Origin of the sequence: Micrococcus sp. CH7 (assembly GCF_001595485.1) — a bacterium.
In the GTDB taxonomy this organism is placed as follows: Bacteria; Actinomycetota; Actinomycetes; order Actinomycetales; family Micrococcaceae; genus Micrococcus; species Micrococcus luteus.
In genome coordinates this window covers 201359-217451 of sequence record NZ_LOSQ01000021.1, presented here as the reverse complement: position 1 = coordinate 217451, position 16093 = coordinate 201359, and the positions used below count along the sequence as shown (strand labels likewise).

Genomic DNA, 16093 nt, shown 5'->3' with positions numbered 1-16093 from the left:
GCCTACACCGAGGCGTTGGAGGATGAGCGGACGGTGACCACGATCGGGTTCTTCTGCCGGGCGCGGGCGTTCTTCGCCGCCCACGGCATCACCGTGGACCGGGTGGTCACGGACAACGGGAACAACTATCGGGCTGCGGACTTCACCGCGAAGGTGGTCTCGCTCGGGGGCCGGCACCACCGGATCCGCCCATACACCCCGCGCCATAACGGGAAGGTCGAACGGTACAACCGGCTGATGGTCGATGAGGTCCTCTACGCCCGCCCGTATACCTCAGAGACAGCTCGGCGTGAGGCGCTGGCCGTGTGGGTGAACCACTACAACTACCATCGGCCTCATACCTCCTGCGGGGACGCCCCTCCGGCCTCGTTGGCCCCGGCCCGAGTCAACAACGTCATGACCTCTTACATCTAGACTGGCGCGGCCCCCACGAGCCCTCCATGAAGGAGGCCGGCCTGTGGATCGGGTTCTACGTGGCGCTGGCGCTGGTCTTCGCGGGGCTGCTCTTCGCGGGGCTGCTCTTCGCGGGGCTGCTCTTCGCCCTGGGCGATGCGCAGCACGGCACCGAGTTCCTCGCCGGCTGGGTCACCGAGTACAGCCTCAGCGTGGACAACCTGTTCGTGTTCCTCATCATCATGGCCAAGTTCCAGGTGCCCCGCCGCTACCAGCAGGAGGTGCTGATGGTGGGCATCATCATCGCGCTGATCGCCCGCGCGGTGTTCATCGCGGTCGGCGCCGTCGCCATCGAGCACCTGACGTGGGAGTTCTACATCTTCGGCGCCTTCCTGCTCTGGACCGCCTGGCAGCAGCTCAAGGACGACGGCGGGGACGAGGAGTCCGAGCCGGGCGTCGTGGCCCGCCTGACCCGCCGCCTCAACGTGGCGCCGGACTACGACGGCAACCGACTGCGCACCACCGTGGACGGCCGGCGCATGTTCACCCCCATGGTGGTCGTGTTCATCACGATCGGCCTGACGGACGTGATGTTCGCGGTGGACTCCATCCCGGCGATCTTCGGCCTCACCCAGAACTGGTTCATCGTCCTGACCGCCAATATCTTCGCCCTCATGGGCCTGCGCCAGCGGGCCCGACGACGCCCCGCTCCGCCCGCCGCGGGTCGGGGCGTCGTCGTGCGACCGGGTAGACTGACCGGCGACGTAGGGGAGTATCCCGAACACTGTGGACGTCAGCACGCCGCGGCCGCCGAGAGCGCGCCGTCGGCCGGACACAGGGGCCCGGGCCGCGGTCGCGGCGGGCGGAGAGACTTGCGGCACCGTCCCGACCCTTGACGCCGAGAGGTGACCCGTGGAAATCAACGGCCTGACCTGGGGCCTGACGATCGCGCTGATCGTCGGCCTCCTCGCATTCGACTACTTCGCCCATGTCCGCAAGGCGCACACGCCGACGATCCGGGAGGCCGCGATCTGGTCCGGCGTCTACGTCGGCCTCGCGCTCATCTTCGGCCTCGTGTTCTTCGCCTTCGGCGACACCCAGCACGCGGTCGAGTACTACACCGGCTACCTGCTGGAGAAGGCGCTCAGCGTCGACAACCTGTTCGTCTTCCTGGTCATCATGGCCAGCTTCCGCGTGCCCCGCGACTACCAGCAGAAGGTGCTGCTGTTCGGCATCACGTTCGCGCTGATCTCGCGCACCTTGTTCATCCTGCTGGGCGCCGCCGTCATCGCCGCGTGGTCGGACGTGTTCTACCTCTTCGGCCTGTTCCTGCTGATCATCGCCGGCGGCCAGCTCAAGGGCGAGATGTCCGGCGACGCCGAGGGCGCCCAGGACGAGGCGGACAACGTGATGGTCCGCCTCGTCAAGCGGTTCCTGCCCGCCTCCGAGCAGTTCGACGGCGACCGCCTCTTCACGACGGTGGACGGCAAGCGCCTCATGACGCCGATGCTCCTCGTGATGATCGCGATCGGCGCCACGGACATCCTCTTCGCCTTCGACTCCATCCCCGCGATCTTCGGCGTGACCCAGGAGGCGTACATCGTCTTCACCGCCACGGCGTTCTCGCTCATGGGCCTGCGCCAGCTGTACTTCCTGATCGACGGCCTGCTCGACCGCCTCGTCTACCTGGCCTACGGGCTCTCCGCGCTGCTGGCGTTCATCGGCGTGAAGCTGATCCTGCACGCCCTGCACGAGAACAACCTGCCGTTCATCAACGGCGGCGAGAACGTGCCCGTCGTCGAGATCCCCACGACGCTGTCCCTCGTGGTCGTCGTCGTGATCCTGGCGATCACCGTGGCGATCTCCCTGGCCTCGCCGAAGGGCCAGGCCCTGCGGGCGCTGCAGAACGCCGAGAAGTACTCGTATCGGTACTCGAAGCTGGCCGAGGACGCCGACCCGGCCGAGCGCGAGCGCGCCGCCGCCCTGATGGACCGCTGGACGGCCCGGGCCGAGGCCCTGGACCAGCGCTGGCGCGACCAGCTGCTCGAGCACAAGGACGCGTGGTCGGCCATCATCCGCACGGCCCACGAGACCCGGCTCGCCGATCCCCGTGACGACGACGCGCGCGGGGTCTCCGAGCAGATCGTGCGACAGGACGGGCCCACCGTCTGAGCCGATCACGGCACCGGGGGAGTGCTCCGCCGGCGCCCGGGCCCCCGGGCCGGTCAGTCGACCGGGTCGGGGGCCGTCGTCGTCCCGGCGCCGTCCGCCGCGGTCATCGCCAGGAGCCGGTCGAGGATCGCCGGCCCGTCGTCGGCGATGCCGTCGTGGTGGAAGGCGTCGGTCTCCCACACCTGCAGGCCGCGGACGCGCCGCGCCGTCTCGAGCGAGAGGTCCCGGTCCACGTACACGTCGTCGGCGTAGACCGCGGCGGCCACGGGGACGGTGTTCTGCGCCAGGGCAGCCACGTCGTAGAGCGGGCCCCACTGCGTGCGCTCGGCGAGCAGCCGCGCCGTGCCGGCCAGGGGCCGCAGCCGGGGGTCGACCTCGACGGACCAGGGCATGACGTGCTCGCCCGTGGGCAGCGGGACCGCGGTCGCCTCCGGGTCGAAGTCCGGGTGCTCGGCGAGCATCCGGGACGCCGACCAGCCGGTGTCCGCCCGGCCGCCGGCCAGGTCCGCCGGCTGCGCGTAGATCGCCTCGTGCAGCACGGTGTAGAGCGGGTTGACGAGGCGGTCGTCCTGGTCGGCGACGGCGGCCAGGAACGTCTCGGACAGGCGCGGTGCGGGTCCGGTGCGGTCCACGGCCTCGGCGAGGACCCAGTGCAGGCGGTCCACGCGGGTGTTGCCGCCCAGCAGCATGCCCAGGGCCTGGGCCCGTCCCACGGTGAGCGGTCCGCCGCCGGGCAGGGGGATCGGGGCGCCCGCGGCCTCGGCGGCACGGATCAGCCCCACGGCCTCCGCCCACGCGTCGCGGTCGGCCGGGTGCCGGTCGAAGAACTCCTCGGCGCGGGCGCGCATCCGGGCGTAGGTGGCCCGGTAGACCCGGTCGGCGTGGCCGGTGAGCGGGGCAAGGCCACCGGTCACCAGGCTGCGCTGCAGGCCCTCCGGGTGGAAGGAGAGGTAGCTCAGCGTGCAGAACCCGCCGAAGCTCTGGCCCAGCGTGGTCCACGGCCCGGCGCCGAGGGCGAGGCGCAGCATCTCGGCGTCCCGCACGATCGAGGGCGCCCGCAGGTGCACCAGGTGCTCGGCGCGCGCCTCGTCCGTGGCGAAGGCGCCCGGGGCGGTCAGGGTCGCCACGGTGGCCGGGGTCGAGCGCCCCGTGCCGCGCTGGTCCAGCAGCAGCACGCGGTGGCTCTCGGCCAGCGCGCCGAGCCAGCCGCCCAGGCGCGCCGGGCGGGGCCCGGCACTGCCGGGGCCACCCTGAAGGTACAGGGCCCAGGGGCGCTCGCCCTCGGGGTCGTCCTTCGCCCGGATCTCGCGGGCGAAGACGGTCAGCGTGCCGCGCCCGTGCGGCCCGACGCCGGTGCCCGCCGCGTCCTGCGCCTCGGCCTCGGCGAGGCCCAGCGCGTGGTCGATCGGCACCGTGAACCAGTGGTCCACCGTGACGGTGCCGTCGTAGAGCTCGGTGCGCTCGCCCACGCGGTGGCGGGCCGGCTCGAGGGGAGAGAAGCCGCGCGGGTCACCCGCCACGGGCCGTCCTGCCGCCCGGGCGTCCCCGGCGCTCACAGGCCCCACCCGGACTCGGGCGCGCCCACGGAGACCACCCGGATCACGGGGTGGCCGGCCTCGTCGGAGGCGTCCAGGTCGACCACGGCGTTGATCCCGTGGTCCAGGTCCCCGTCCGGGTCCTTCAGGACCTGCCGCACCGCCCACCAGCGCGGGCCGGCCAGCTCCAGCGGAGCGGCGACGTCGGGGGCCGCGGCCACGCGGAACAGCTCGGGGCCGCGCGCGGCAGGGCCGTCGTCGATGTCCTCGTGGTCGTCGAAGTAGGCGTCGAGGGCGTCGGCCCAGTCGTCGGCGGACAGCTCGCCGGACAGGCGCGCGAGCGCCTCGTCCCGCTCGTCGCCGAACAGGCGCACCCGCTGGAACATCGCGTTGCGGACCATCACCCGGAACACGGGCTCGTTGTCCGTCAGGCGAGGCGGCGCCGGCGGCTCGAGCGCCTCCATGTCCCGGCGCAGCTCGTCGATGTCCCCGGCCACCAGGTCCTCCCACTCCTCCAGGAGGGACGAGTCGGTCTGCTTCACCATCTCGTCGAGCCAGTCCAGCAGCACCTGGAGATCCTCGGTGCGGGCCGCCTCGGGCACCGTGTGGCGCAGCGCCTTGACCGCGTCCGTGAGGTAGCGCAGCAGCACGCCCTCGGACCGGGCGATCCCGTAGAACCGCACGTAGTCGCCGAAGCCCATGGCCCGCTCGAACATGTCGCGCACCACGGACTTGGGGGTCAGCTCGAACTCCGCGAGCCACGGGGCGTCCTGCCGGTAGAGCTCGAACTGCTGCTCGAGGAGCTCGGCCAGCGGCCGCGGGTGGGTGATCTCGTCGAGGGCCCGCATGCGGTCGTTGTAGTCCATGCCCTCGGCCTTCATGGCGGCCACGGCCTCGCCCTTGGCGTGCTTGACCTGGGCGGAGAGCACCTGGCGCGGCGGGTCGAGGGTCGCCTCGATCACGGAGACCACGTCGAGCGCGTGGTCGGGATCGGCCGGGTCCAGCAGGTCGAGCGCGGCGAGGGCGAAGGGGGAGAGCGGCTGGTTGAGCGCGAAGTCCGGCTGCAGGTCCACCGTGAGGTCCACGGTGCGGCCCTCGGCGTCCGGCTCGGGCAGACGCTCGACGACGCCCGTGGCCAGCAGCTCCCGGAAGATCCCGAGCGCGCGGCGCATGAGCACCGCCTGGCGGGCCGGGGTCTCGTGGGTGCCGCGCAGCAGGCGCCGGACCGCGATGACCGGGTCGCCGGGCCGGTCGAGGATGTTCAGCAGCATGGAGTGCGTGATCCGCATGCGGGAGACCAGCGGCTCCGGCTCGGCGGAGACGAGGCGCTCGAACGTCGCCGGCCCCCACGAGACGAAGCCGGCCGGCGGGGTCTTGCGCTTGCCGGACTTCACGGACTGCTTCATGCGCTTGGCCCGCTCGGCCTCGTCCTTGACGTTCGCGAACTTCGCCGCGGCCTTGCGCTCGGCCGCCTTGTTCTCGATCACGTGCTCGGGGGCCTGGACCACCACGGTGCCGGAGGTGTCGAAGCCGGCCCGGCCCGCCCGGCCGGCGATCTGGTGGAACTCGCGGGCCTGGAGCAGGCGGGTCTTCTCGCCGTCGAACTTGGAGAGCGCGGTGAGCAGCACGGTGCGGATCGGCACGTTGATCCCGACGCCCAGCGTGTCCGTGCCGCAGATGACCTTGAGCAGCCCGTCCTGGGCCAGCTTCTCCACGAGGCGGCGGTACTTGGGCAGCATGCCCGCGTGGTGCACGCCGATGCCCGCCCGGACGAGGCGGTTCAGGGTGTGCCCGAAGCCCGCGGAGAAGCGGAAGCCGGCGATCCGCGCGGCGATCGCCTCCTTCTCCTCCCTGGACGTCACCGAGATCGAGGACAGACCCTGGGCCGTCTCCACGGCGTCCAGCTGCGAGAAGTGCACGATGTACACCGGTGCCTGGTGGGTGCCCACGAGCTCCTCGACCTTCTCCTGCAGCGGCACCTCGGACCACTCGAACGTCAGCGGGATGGGGCGCTCCGCGTGGGCGACGACGGCGACCTCGCGCCCGGTGCGCTCGGTCAGGTCCGCCTCGAGGCGGGTCGTGTCGCCGAGGGTGGCCGACATCAGCAGGAACCGGGCCTGCGGCAGCTCGAGGAGGGGCACCTGCCAGGCCCAGCCGCGGGAGGGGTCCGCGTAGTAGTGGAACTCGTCCATCACCACGGTGCCGATCTCCATGCCCGAGCCCTCGCGCAGCGCGCGGTTGGCGAGGATCTCGGCGGTGCAGCAGATGATGGGCGCGTCACCGTTGACGGTGGAGTCGCCCGTGACCATGCCGACGTTCTCCGCGCCGAACACGTCCACCAGCGCGAAGAACTTCTCCGAGACGAGCGCCTTGATCGGCGCCGTGTAGTAGGAGACGGCGTCGTGGGCGAGCGCGTCGGCGTGCGCGGCCAGCGCCACCAGGGACTTGCCGGAGCCGGTGGGCGTCGCCAGGATCACGTGCCGGCCCTGGACGAGCTCGAGGGCGGCCTCCTCCTGGGCGGGGTAGAGCGAGATCCCGCGGTCCTCGGTCCAGGCCGCGAAGGCCCCGAAGACGTCGTCGGCGTCCGGGGCCGGCGGGAGCGCGTCGATGCGGTCGGTCAGCGAGGGCGGGTTCGTGGCGGCAGAAGTCATCGCCCCCAGGGTATCGGCCGCTCCGCGCGATACGGTGCCGCCATGAGTCAGATCGCGCCCGAGAGCCCGCACCCGGACACCGACGCCGTCGTGGGGGACGTGACCGGCCGACAGGGCGGGGGGTTCACCTGGGATCCCGCGCAGTACGAGGGCTTCGCCGAACACCGCGCCCGCCCCTTCTACGACCTGGTGGGGCGCGTGCGCGCCGAGGCCCCGCGCGTCGTGGTGGACCTGGGCTGCGGCCCGGGGACCCTGACCCGGACGCTGGCCGAGCGCTGGCCGGACGCCGAGGTGATCGGTCTGGACGACTCGCCCGCCATGCTGGAGCGGGCCCGGGAGCAGGCGGCCCGCACGGGCGCCCCCGCCAACCTGCGCTTCGAGGCGGTCGACGCCTCGCAGTGGCGCCCGTCGGGGGCGACGGACGTCGTGGTGTCCAACGCGATGCTCCAGTGGATCCCGACGCACCGTCGCCTGATCCGGCGCTGGCTCGGGGACCTCACGCCGGGGGCGTGGTTCGCGGCGCAGATCCCGCGGCCCTACGAGCAGCCCTCCCACGCGGCGATCGTGGCGCTGGCGGAGGACCCGGCCTTCTCCGAGCCGCTGCACGGGGTGGCGACGACCCGCACCGTGGCGCCGCCCGAGGAGTACACGCGGCTGTTCCTCGAGGCGGGGTGGTCCCCGGTCGTCTGGGAGACGGAGTACCAGCAGGTGCTGACGGGCGAGGACCCGGTGTTCCGGTGGACCTCCGGCGCGGCCCTGCGACCGAGCCTGCAGGCCCTGGCCCGCTGGGACGCCGAGGAGGGCGCCGCCGAGGGCGCCGGGCTGCTCGAGGCGTTCGTGGACCGGTACCGCGCCGCCATGCGCGAGGCGTACCCGCCGGTGCCCGGTGTCACGGCCGACGACGGCGGCCCGGTCACGATCTTCCCGGCCCGGCGCCTGTTCATGGCGGGGCAGAAGCCGGCCTGACGCCGGGCCCGGGACCGCCCGGGCGCACCGTCACCAGCCGCGCTCGGCCCACTCCGGCAGGTGGGGGCGCTCGGCGCCCAGGGTCGTGGAGGCGCCGTGGCCGGGGTGGACCACCACGTCGTCGTCGAACGCGTCGAAGATCCGATCGCTCACGTCCGTGAACAGCTGACGGAACCGGCCGTCGTCGCCCTCGGTGTTGCCCACCCCGCCCGGGAAGAGGGAGTCGCCGGTGAAGAGCACGGCCGGCTCGTCCGCCTCGGGGCGGCACACCAGCGCGATGGACCCGGGCGTGTGGCCGCGCAGGGCCACCACCTCGAGCCGGAGCCCGTCCGCCCCCACGGTGTCCCCGTGGCGCAGGCGCACGTCGGGGGCGACCCCCGTGGCCTCGGCGATCGCGTCGGCGTCGTCCTCGCCGGCCGCCGTGCGGGCCCCGGTCAGGGAGGCCAGCGCCGGCAACGCGCGCACGTGGTCCCAGTGTCGATGCGTGGTGACGATCATCTCGAGGCGCGGCTCGCACGGGGTGTCGTCCGCGGCCGAGGCGATGAGGTCGCGGATGGCCTCGGCCTCGGCGGCGGCGTCGATCAGCACCTGCGCCCCCGTGGTCTTGGAGGTGAGCAGGTACACGTTGTTGTCCATCTCCGACACGGAGCAGGTGCGCACCGTGACGGCGGGCAGATCGTGCAGGAGGCGGTTCCGGGCGGTCTCGGGCATGCGCAACAGTGTACGGACGGGGCGGTGAGGCGCCAGGGCGGGCCCGGCCCGCGGTGGGTTCGCCCACAGGCGAGACCCCGGTGTCGTGTCCGTACCCGCCCCTATGCTGGCCGCGTGCCCAAGAACTCCTCCACCACCGTCTCCTCCGCCGTCGAGGCCCACCCCGGCGGCCTCGCCTCCGGCCCCGGCGGCGCGCGCTCGGGCGAGCGGGACCGCATCGTCGTCCAGGGCGCCCGCGAGCACAACCTGAAGGACGTGGACGTCAGCTTCCCGCGGGACGCCATGGTCGTGTTCACGGGTCTGTCCGGCTCGGGCAAGTCCTCCCTGGCCTTCGACACGATCTTCGCCGAGGGCCAGCGACGCTACGTCGAGTCGCTCTCCTCCTACGCCCGCATGTTCCTGGGCCGGGTGGACAAGCCGGACGTGGACTTCATCGAGGGCCTGTCCCCGGCCGTGTCCATCGACCAGAAGTCGACCAACCGCAACCCGCGCTCCACGGTGGGGACCATCACCGAGATCTACGACTACATGCGCCTGCTCTGGGCGCGTGTCGGGGTGCCGCACTGCCCGCAGTGCGGCGAGCCGGTGAGCCGGCAGACCCCGCAGCAGATCGTGGACCAGCTCGAGGAGCTGCCCGAGCGCACCCGCTTCCAGGTGCTCGCGCCCGTGGTCCGCGGCCGCAAGGGCGAGTTCGTGGACCTGTTCAAGGACCTGTCCACGCAGGGCTTCGCCCGCGCCGTCGTGGACGGGGAGACCGTCCAGCTCTCGGACCCGCCCGTGCTGAAGAAGCAGGTCAAGCACACCATCGCCGTCGTCGTGGACCGCCTCGCCATGAAGGAGGGCATCCGCCAGCGCCTCACCGACTCGGTGGAGACCGCCCTGAAGCTGGCGGACGGCCTCGTCGTGGCCGAGTTCGTGGACGTGGAGCCGGTCGCCGAGAAGGGCAGGAAGAACACCGCGGAGTTCGGCGGGCGGGACGCCGAGGGCAACCCCCGGTACCGCTCGTTCTCCGAGAAGCTCTCCTGCCCCAACGGGCACGAGCAGACCGTGGACGAGATCGAGCCGCGCTCGTTCTCCTTCAACAACCCGTTCGGCGCGTGCCCCGAGTGCACCGGCATCGGCTCCCGTCTGCAGGTGGACCCGGACCTCGTCGTCGCCAACGACGAGCTGTCCCTGCGCGAGGGCGCCGTCGTGCCGTGGTCGCTCGGCAAGTCCACCTCGGACTACTGGCTGCGCGTGCTCGGCGGGCTGGGCAAGGAGATGGGCTTCTCCCTGGACACCCCGTGGAAGGACCTGACGGAGGCGGAGCGCGACGCCGTCCTGCACGGCAAGGACTTCAAGGTGGAGGTGACGTTCCGCAACCGGTTCGGCCGCGAGCGCCGCTACACCACGGGCTTCGAGGGCGTCATCCCCTACGTGATGCGCAAGCACGGGGAGACCGAGTCGGACGGCGCCCGCGAGCGCTACGAGTCGTTCATGCGGGAGATCCCGTGCCCGGCGTGCCACGGGGCCCGCCTCAACCCCACGGTCCTGAACGTGCTCGTGGGCGGCCTGTCCATCGCGGACGCCACCCGCCTGCCCATGCGGGAGGCCATGGAGTTCTTCTCGGGGCTGCGGCTGACGGACCGGGAGCGGCAGATCGCGGACCAGGTGCTCAAGGAGATCCTGGCCCGGCTGGCGTTCCTGCTGGACGTCGGCCTGGAGTACCTCAACCTGGAGCGGCCGGCCGGCACCCTCTCTGGAGGCGAGGCCCAGCGCATCCGCCTGGCCACGCAGATCGGCTCCGGGCTGGTCGGCGTCCTCTACGTGCTCGACGAGCCGTCCATCGGCCTGCACCAGCGGGACAACCGCCGCCTCATCGAGACCCTCCTGCGCCTGCGGGACCTCGGCAACACCCTCATCGTCGTCGAGCACGACGAGGACACGATCGCCGAGGCGGACTGGATCGTGGACATCGGTCCTCGCGCGGGCGAGCACGGGGGCGAGGTCGTGCACTCGGGCTCCCTGGCGGATCTCAAGGCGAACACGCGGTCCGTCACCGGCGACTACCTCTCCGGGCGCCGCTCCATCGCGGTGCCGGAGCGGCGTCGCGTCCCGGAGAAGGGGCGCGTGCTGACGGTCCGCGGCGCCCAGGAGAACAACCTGAAGGACGTCTCGGTGGAGGTCCCGCTCGGGGTCCTCACGGCCGTGACGGGTGTGTCCGGCTCGGGCAAGTCCACGCTGATCAACGAGATCCTCTACAAGGTCCTGGCCAACCGGCTCAACGGCGCCAAGCTCGTGCCCGGCCGGCACCGGTCCGTGGAGGGGCTCGAGCACCTGGACAAGGTGGTCCACGTGGACCAGAGCCCCATCGGGCGCACGCCGCGCTCCAACCCCGCCACCTACACCGGCGTGTTCGACGCGATCCGCAAGCTCTTCGCAGAGACCCCCGAGGCGAAGGTCCGGGGCTACCAGCAGGGCCGGTTCTCCTTCAACATCAAGGGCGGGCGCTGCGAGGCGTGCGCGGGGGACGGCACGCTGAAGATCGAGATGAACTTCCTGCCGGACGTCTACGTGCCGTGCGAGGTGTGCCACGGGGCCCGGTACAACCGGGAGACGCTCGAGGTCACCTACAAGGGCAAGAACATCGCCGAGGTCCTCGACATGCCGATCGAGGAGGCCGCGGACTTCTTCAGCGCGTACACCCGCATCTCGCGGTACCTGGACACGCTCGTCGACGTCGGTCTGGGCTACGTCCGCCTGGGCCAGCCCGCCACCACGCTCTCGGGCGGCGAGGCCCAGCGCGTGAAGCTGGCGGCCGAGCTCCAGAAGCGCTCCAACGGCCGCACCATCTACGTGCTGGACGAGCCGACCACGGGGCTGCACTTCGACGACATCCGCAAGCTCCTGCACGTGCTCCAGTCCCTCGTGGACAAGGGCAACACGGTGCTCACCATCGAGCACAACCTCGACGTGATCAAGAGTGCCGACCACGTGATCGACCTCGGCCCCGAGGGCGGCTCCGGGGGCGGCACGATCGTGGCCGCGGGCACGCCGGAGGAGGTCGCACACGTCGCGGAGAGCCACACGGGCCGGTTCCTCGCGGAACTGCTCGCGTAGCATGGACCCCGCCCACGCAGGACGCGGACGAAGGAGAGCCATGGCGACGTCGGAGCCCGTGCGCAGGAGCGCCGCCGCGCTCCTGCGGCTCACCTGCCGCCCCGAGGTCGTCGGCATGGAGCACGTCCCTGCGCGGGGCCCCTTCGTCATGGCCTCCAACCACCTGTCCTTCGTCGACTCGGTGATCCTCCAGGCCCTCGCCCCCCGCCCGGTCCACTTCTTCGCCAAGGAGGAGTACTTCACGGGCACGGGCCTGCGGGGCCGCGTCCGGCGGCGGTTCTTCGAGTCCGTGGGCTCCGTCCCCGTCCGCCGGGGCGAGCAGGCCGCCTCCGTGGCCGCGCTCGAGTCCCTCGTGGGCCTGCTCGAGTCCGGCCAGGGCGTCGGCATCTACCCGGAGGGCACCCGCAGCCGCGACGGCCGCCTCTACCGCGGCCGCACCGGTGCGGCCTGGCTGGCCCTGGCCACCGGCGCACCCGTGGTGCCCGTGGGCCTCGTCGGCACGCAGCACCTCCAGCCGCCGGACACGAACGGCTTCCGTCCCCACCGGTTCTCCGTGCGCGTGGGCGCGCCCCTGGACTTCGGCCACCCCGGGCGTCGACACACCCTGCCGCAGCGCCGCGACGCGACGGCGGCGATCATGGACGCCATCGGCGCGCTCTCGGGGCAGGAGCGGGTGGACGCCTACAACGCCGCCCCGGGTGCCCGTGGCTGATCCGGCCTCCTACCGCCCGGCTCCGGGCGAGATCTCCACGTCGCCCGGCGTCTACCGCTTCCGCGACGCGGACGGACGCGTCGTCTACGTCGGCAAGGCGAAGAACCTGCGCGCCCGCCTGAGCTCCTATTTCCAGGACCCCGCCCGGCTGGCCACCAAGACCCGGACCATGGTGTTCACGGCGGCCGCGGTCGAGTGGACCGTCGTCGGCTCCGAGCTGGAGGCGCTCCAGCTCGAGTACACGTGGATCAAGGAGTACCGCCCCCGGTTCAACATCATGTACCGGGACGACAAGTCGTACCCGTACCTGGCCGTGACCATGAACGAGCAGTTCCCGCGCGTCCAGGTGATGCGCGGCGACCGGAAGCCCGGCGTGAAGTACTTCGGCCCGTTCCACCCGGCCAAGGCGATCCGCGAGACCGTGGACCTGATGCTGCGCGTCTTCCCGGTCCGCACGTGCTCGGCCGGCGTGTTCAAGCGGGCCCGCGCCCAGGACCGGCCGTGCCTGCTCGGCTACATCGGCAAGTGCTCGGCGCCCTGCGTGGGCCGGATCAGCCCGGCGGACCATCGCGCGCTGGCCCAGGACTTCTGCGACTTCATGGCCGGGGACGCGAACCGGTTCATCCGCGAGCTGGAGAAGGCCATGGCCCGTGCCGTCGAGGAGCTGCGCTACGAGGACGCGGCCCGGCTGCGGGACGACATCGCCGCGCTGCGCCGCGTGTTCGAGCGCAACGCCGTGGTGCTGCCGGAGAACACGGAGGCGGACATCTTCGCCCTGCACGCGGACGAGCTGGAGGTCGCGGTGCAGGTGTTCCACGTCCGGCAGGGACGCATCCGCGGCCAGCGCGGCTGGGTCATGGAGCGCGTGGAGGACGTCGCCGAGCCGGAGATGGTCGCGCACCTGCTCCAGCAGGTCTACGGCGACCTCGAGGGGCCGGAGCGCATCCCGCACGAGATCCTCGTCCCGGTCGAGCCCGACGACGCCGCACAGCTCACCGAGTGGCTCTCGGGCCTGCGCGGGTCCCGGGTCGCCGTGCGCGTGCCCCGGCGGGGCTCGAAGGCGGACCTCATGGAGACCGTCCGGGAGAACGCGGAGATGGCCCTCAAGCTGCACAAGTCGCGGCGGTCCGGGGACCTCACCACCCGCTCCGCCGCCCTGCGGGAGCTGCAGGAGGCCCTGGAGATCACCGAGCCCCTGCTGCGCATCGAGTGCTACGACATCTCCCACTCCCAGGGCACCAACGTGGTCGGCTCGATGGTCGTCATGGAGGACGGGCTGCCGAAGAAGAAGGACTACCGCCGCTTCAACGTCACGGGGGAGGCCGCCCGGGACGACACGGCGTCCCTGCGCGACGTCCTGCGGCGTCGTTTCGCCCGCCTGGCCAAGGAGCGCGCGGAGGGCGCCCCGCTCTCCGGTCAGGTCGAGGGGGACGATCAGGAGGCGGGGCGCCGCTTCGCGTACCCGCCCTCGCTCGTGGTGGTCGACGGCGGCCCGCCCCAGGTGGCCGCGGCCGCGGCGGTCCTCGAGGAGCTGGGCCTGGACGACCTGCCCGTGGTCGGGCTGGCCAAGCGGCTCGAGGAGGTGTGGCTGCCGGGCGACGAGTTCCCGGTGGTCCTGCCGCGCACCTCGGAGGGCCTGTACCTGCTCCAGCGCATCCGTGACGAGTCGCACCGGTTCGCGATCGCGGGCCACCGCAGCCGGCGGTCCAAGGCGATGACCGTCTCCGCCCTGGACGGGATCCCGGGCCTGGGCCCGGCCAAGCGCACCGCGCTGCTGAACCACTTCGGCTCCGTCGCCGAGATCCGGGCCGCCGGCGTGGACCGGCTGACCGAGGTCGCCGGCATCGGGCCGCGGCTGGCCGAGGCCGTCCACACGGCGCTCACGGCCGACACGCCCGCGGATACAGTGGAGTCATGACCGAGGAGACCCTCCAGCCGGAGAAGCCGCCGACATCCGAGGTGCTCGTGATCGCCGGGATGTCCGGCGCCGGACGGACCACCGCCGCGCACGCGCTCGAGGACCACGGCTGGGACGTGGTGGAGAACATGCCGCCGGCCCTGTTCGGCACGCTGGCCGAGCTCATCGCCCGCTCGCCGGAGGCGTTCCCGCGCCTGGCGATCGTGGTGGACGTGCGCTCGCGCTCCTACTTCGAGGAGCTGTACGCCGCCCTGCAGCACCTGGCCAACAGCGGAGTGGAGTATCGCACCGTGTTCCTCGATGCGGAGGACCACGTCCTCCTGCAACGCTTCGAGGCCGGCCGCCGCCCCCACCCGATGCAGGGCAACGCCCGGCTGCTGGACGGCATCCGCGCGGAGCGGGACGTCGTCGAGCCGCTCAAGGCGCGTGCCGACGTCGTGGTGGACACCACCGAGCTGAACGTGCACGGCCTGGCCACGGAGATCACCGAGCTGTTCTCGGAGTCCGGCCCCGTCACGCTGCGCCTGACCATCATGAGCTTCGGGTTCAAGTACGGCGTCCCGGCGGACGCGAACTTCGTGGCGGACATGCGCTTCATCCCCAACCCCCACTGGGTGCCGGCGCTGCGTCCGCACACGGGCACGGAGGCCGCGGTCGCGGACTACGTGCTCTCCCGCCCCGGTGTCGAGGACTTCCTGCGCGCGTACGTCGCCATGCTGGGGCCGGTGTTCGAGGGCTACCGGCGGGAGAACAAGCACTACGCTACGCTCGCCATCGGCTGCACGGGCGGCAAGCACCGCTCCGTGGCCGTCGCCGAGGAGCTGGCCCGGCGCCTGGCCCAGGTGCCCCACGTGACGGTGCACGTCCAGCACCGGGACATGGGGCGCGAATGACGTCCCCGCTCACCGGCCAACTGCCCCTGCCGCCCGGGATGGGTTCGGAAGGGCGCGGGGTGGGCGCCGGCATGTCCCGCCCCACGGCCCGCGTCACCGCCCTCGGCGGCGGCCACGGCCTCTCCGCGTCCCTCGCGGCCCTGCGGCACGTGGCCGGGCACCTCACGGCCATCGTCACGGTGGCGGACGACGGCGGCTCCTCCGGCACCATCCGCCGGGAGATGGCGGTGCTGCCGCCCGGCGACCTCCGCATGGCGCTGGCCGCCCTGTGCGACGACACCGACTGGGGTCGGACCTGGGCCCACGTCATGCAGCACCGCTTCCGCTCCACCGAGGTGCCCGCCGACCAGGCCACCCTGGACAACCACGCGCTCGGGAACCTCCTGATCGTCGCCCTCTGGGAGCTGCTGGGCGACCCGGTGGACGGGCTGCGCTGGGCCGGCGCCCTGCTGCGGGCGCACGGTGAGGTCCTGCCGGTCTCGCGGGTGCCGCTGACCATCGGCGGGGACGTGCTCAGCGCCGGCCCGGACGGCCGCCTGCGCACCCGATGCGTGGAGGGCCAGGTGGCCCTCGCGGTCGCCGCGTTCGAGGGGCGCGTCACCGACGTCCGCCTGAGCCCGTCCGACGCCCCCGCCACCCCGGAGGCGCTCTCGGCGATCGAGCTGGCCGACTGGGTGGTGCTCGGACCCGGCTCGCTGTACACGTCGGTGCTGCCGCACCTGCTGATGCCGGACGTGCGCGCGGCCCTCGCCGCCACCACCGCCCGGCGCCTCATGGTGCTGAACCTGCGCACGGGAGACCAGGAGACCACCGGCCTCACCCACGCCGACCACCTCAAGGTGCTGCGCTCCTATGCGCCGGACCTCCGGCTGGACGTGGTGATCGCCGACGTGGACGCGGTCACCGACCGGGCGGCGGTGGAGGCCGAGGCGGCCCGGATGGGCGCGCGCGTGGCGTTCAGTAGAGTGAGCAGTGCCCAGGATCCCCAGGTCCACGACCCGCTGCGCCTGGCCGTCGCGATCGACGAGGCGATGACCCACTGA

General features: G+C 72.4%; 12 protein-coding genes. 9 read left to right on the top strand and 3 right to left on the bottom strand.

Annotation, left to right across the window (positions count from 1 at the left end; translation table 11 throughout):
- The 3 genes from AUV08_RS06675 to AUV08_RS06665 all read left to right on the top strand — a co-directional run.
- Positions 1-414 (top strand): integrase core domain-containing protein (locus tag AUV08_RS06675; RefSeq protein ID WP_157571217.1); only part of this gene is annotated, 414 nt, incomplete at its 5' end.
- Positions 345-1289 (top strand): TerC/Alx family metal homeostasis membrane protein, encoded by a 945-nt coding sequence (locus tag AUV08_RS06670; RefSeq protein ID WP_061873153.1) that lies wholly within the window; start codon positions 345-347, stop codon positions 1287-1289. The genes AUV08_RS06675 and AUV08_RS06670, both read left to right, overlap by 70 nt.
- A 16-nt stretch (positions 1290-1305) precedes the next feature.
- On the top strand, positions 1306-2565 hold the full coding sequence (locus AUV08_RS06665) for a TerC family protein (RefSeq protein ID WP_041102710.1): 1260 nt from the start codon (positions 1306-1308) through the stop codon (positions 2563-2565).
- A gap of 53 nt (positions 2566-2618) precedes the next feature.
- Here AUV08_RS06665 and AUV08_RS06660 read toward each other — a convergent pair whose 3' ends face one another.
- Positions 2619-4085, bottom strand: a complete 1467-nt coding sequence (locus AUV08_RS06660; RefSeq protein WP_061867948.1) for an alpha/beta fold hydrolase — start codon at positions 4083-4085, stop codon at positions 2619-2621.
- 32 nt (positions 4086-4117) lie between these two features.
- Positions 4118-6751: an RNA helicase gene (locus AUV08_RS06655; RefSeq protein WP_061873150.1), complete on the bottom strand. Its 2634-nt coding sequence runs from the start codon at positions 6749-6751 to the stop codon at positions 4118-4120.
- A 42-nt stretch (positions 6752-6793) separates the two neighbouring features.
- On the opposite strand from AUV08_RS06655, the gene AUV08_RS06650 reads away from it, so the two are divergent.
- Positions 6794-7717, top strand: a complete 924-nt coding sequence (locus AUV08_RS06650) for a methyltransferase domain-containing protein (RefSeq protein WP_061867950.1) — start codon at positions 6794-6796, stop codon at positions 7715-7717.
- Between the two features lie 30 nt (positions 7718-7747).
- On the opposite strand, the gene AUV08_RS06645 is transcribed toward AUV08_RS06650, so the two are convergent.
- Positions 7748-8428 (bottom strand): MBL fold metallo-hydrolase, encoded by a 681-nt coding sequence (locus AUV08_RS06645; protein ID WP_036315309.1) that lies wholly within the window; start codon positions 8426-8428, stop codon positions 7748-7750.
- Positions 8429-8542: 114 nt separating this feature from the next.
- Between AUV08_RS06645 and uvrA the strand changes: the two genes are divergently transcribed.
- Genes uvrA through yvcK form a run of 5 tightly spaced genes read left to right on the top strand, consistent with a single transcriptional unit; the run spans position 8543 to position 16093 of the window.
- Positions 8543-11527: an excinuclease ABC subunit UvrA gene (uvrA, locus tag AUV08_RS06640; RefSeq protein ID WP_036315307.1), complete on the top strand. Its 2985-nt coding sequence runs from the start codon at positions 8543-8545 to the stop codon at positions 11525-11527.
- Positions 11528-11567: 40 nt separating this feature from the next.
- Positions 11568-12239, top strand: coding sequence for a 1-acyl-sn-glycerol-3-phosphate acyltransferase (locus tag AUV08_RS06635; RefSeq protein WP_036315306.1), 672 nt, complete (start codon positions 11568-11570; stop codon positions 12237-12239).
- A complete protein-coding gene (gene uvrC, locus AUV08_RS06630; protein WP_036315391.1) occupies positions 12232-14157 on the top strand; it encodes an excinuclease ABC subunit UvrC in 1926 nt (641 codons plus the stop codon). Before AUV08_RS06635 ends, uvrC begins: the two co-directional genes overlap by 8 nt.
- A complete protein-coding gene (rapZ, locus tag AUV08_RS06625) occupies positions 14154-15050 on the top strand; it encodes an RNase adapter RapZ (RefSeq protein WP_036338578.1) in 897 nt (298 codons plus the stop codon). The genes uvrC and rapZ overlap by 4 nt, the downstream gene beginning before the upstream one ends.
- Positions 15047-16093, top strand: coding sequence for a uridine diphosphate-N-acetylglucosamine-binding protein YvcK (gene yvcK / locus AUV08_RS06620; protein WP_036315301.1), 1047 nt, complete (start codon positions 15047-15049; stop codon positions 16091-16093). Before rapZ ends, yvcK begins: the two co-directional genes overlap by 4 nt.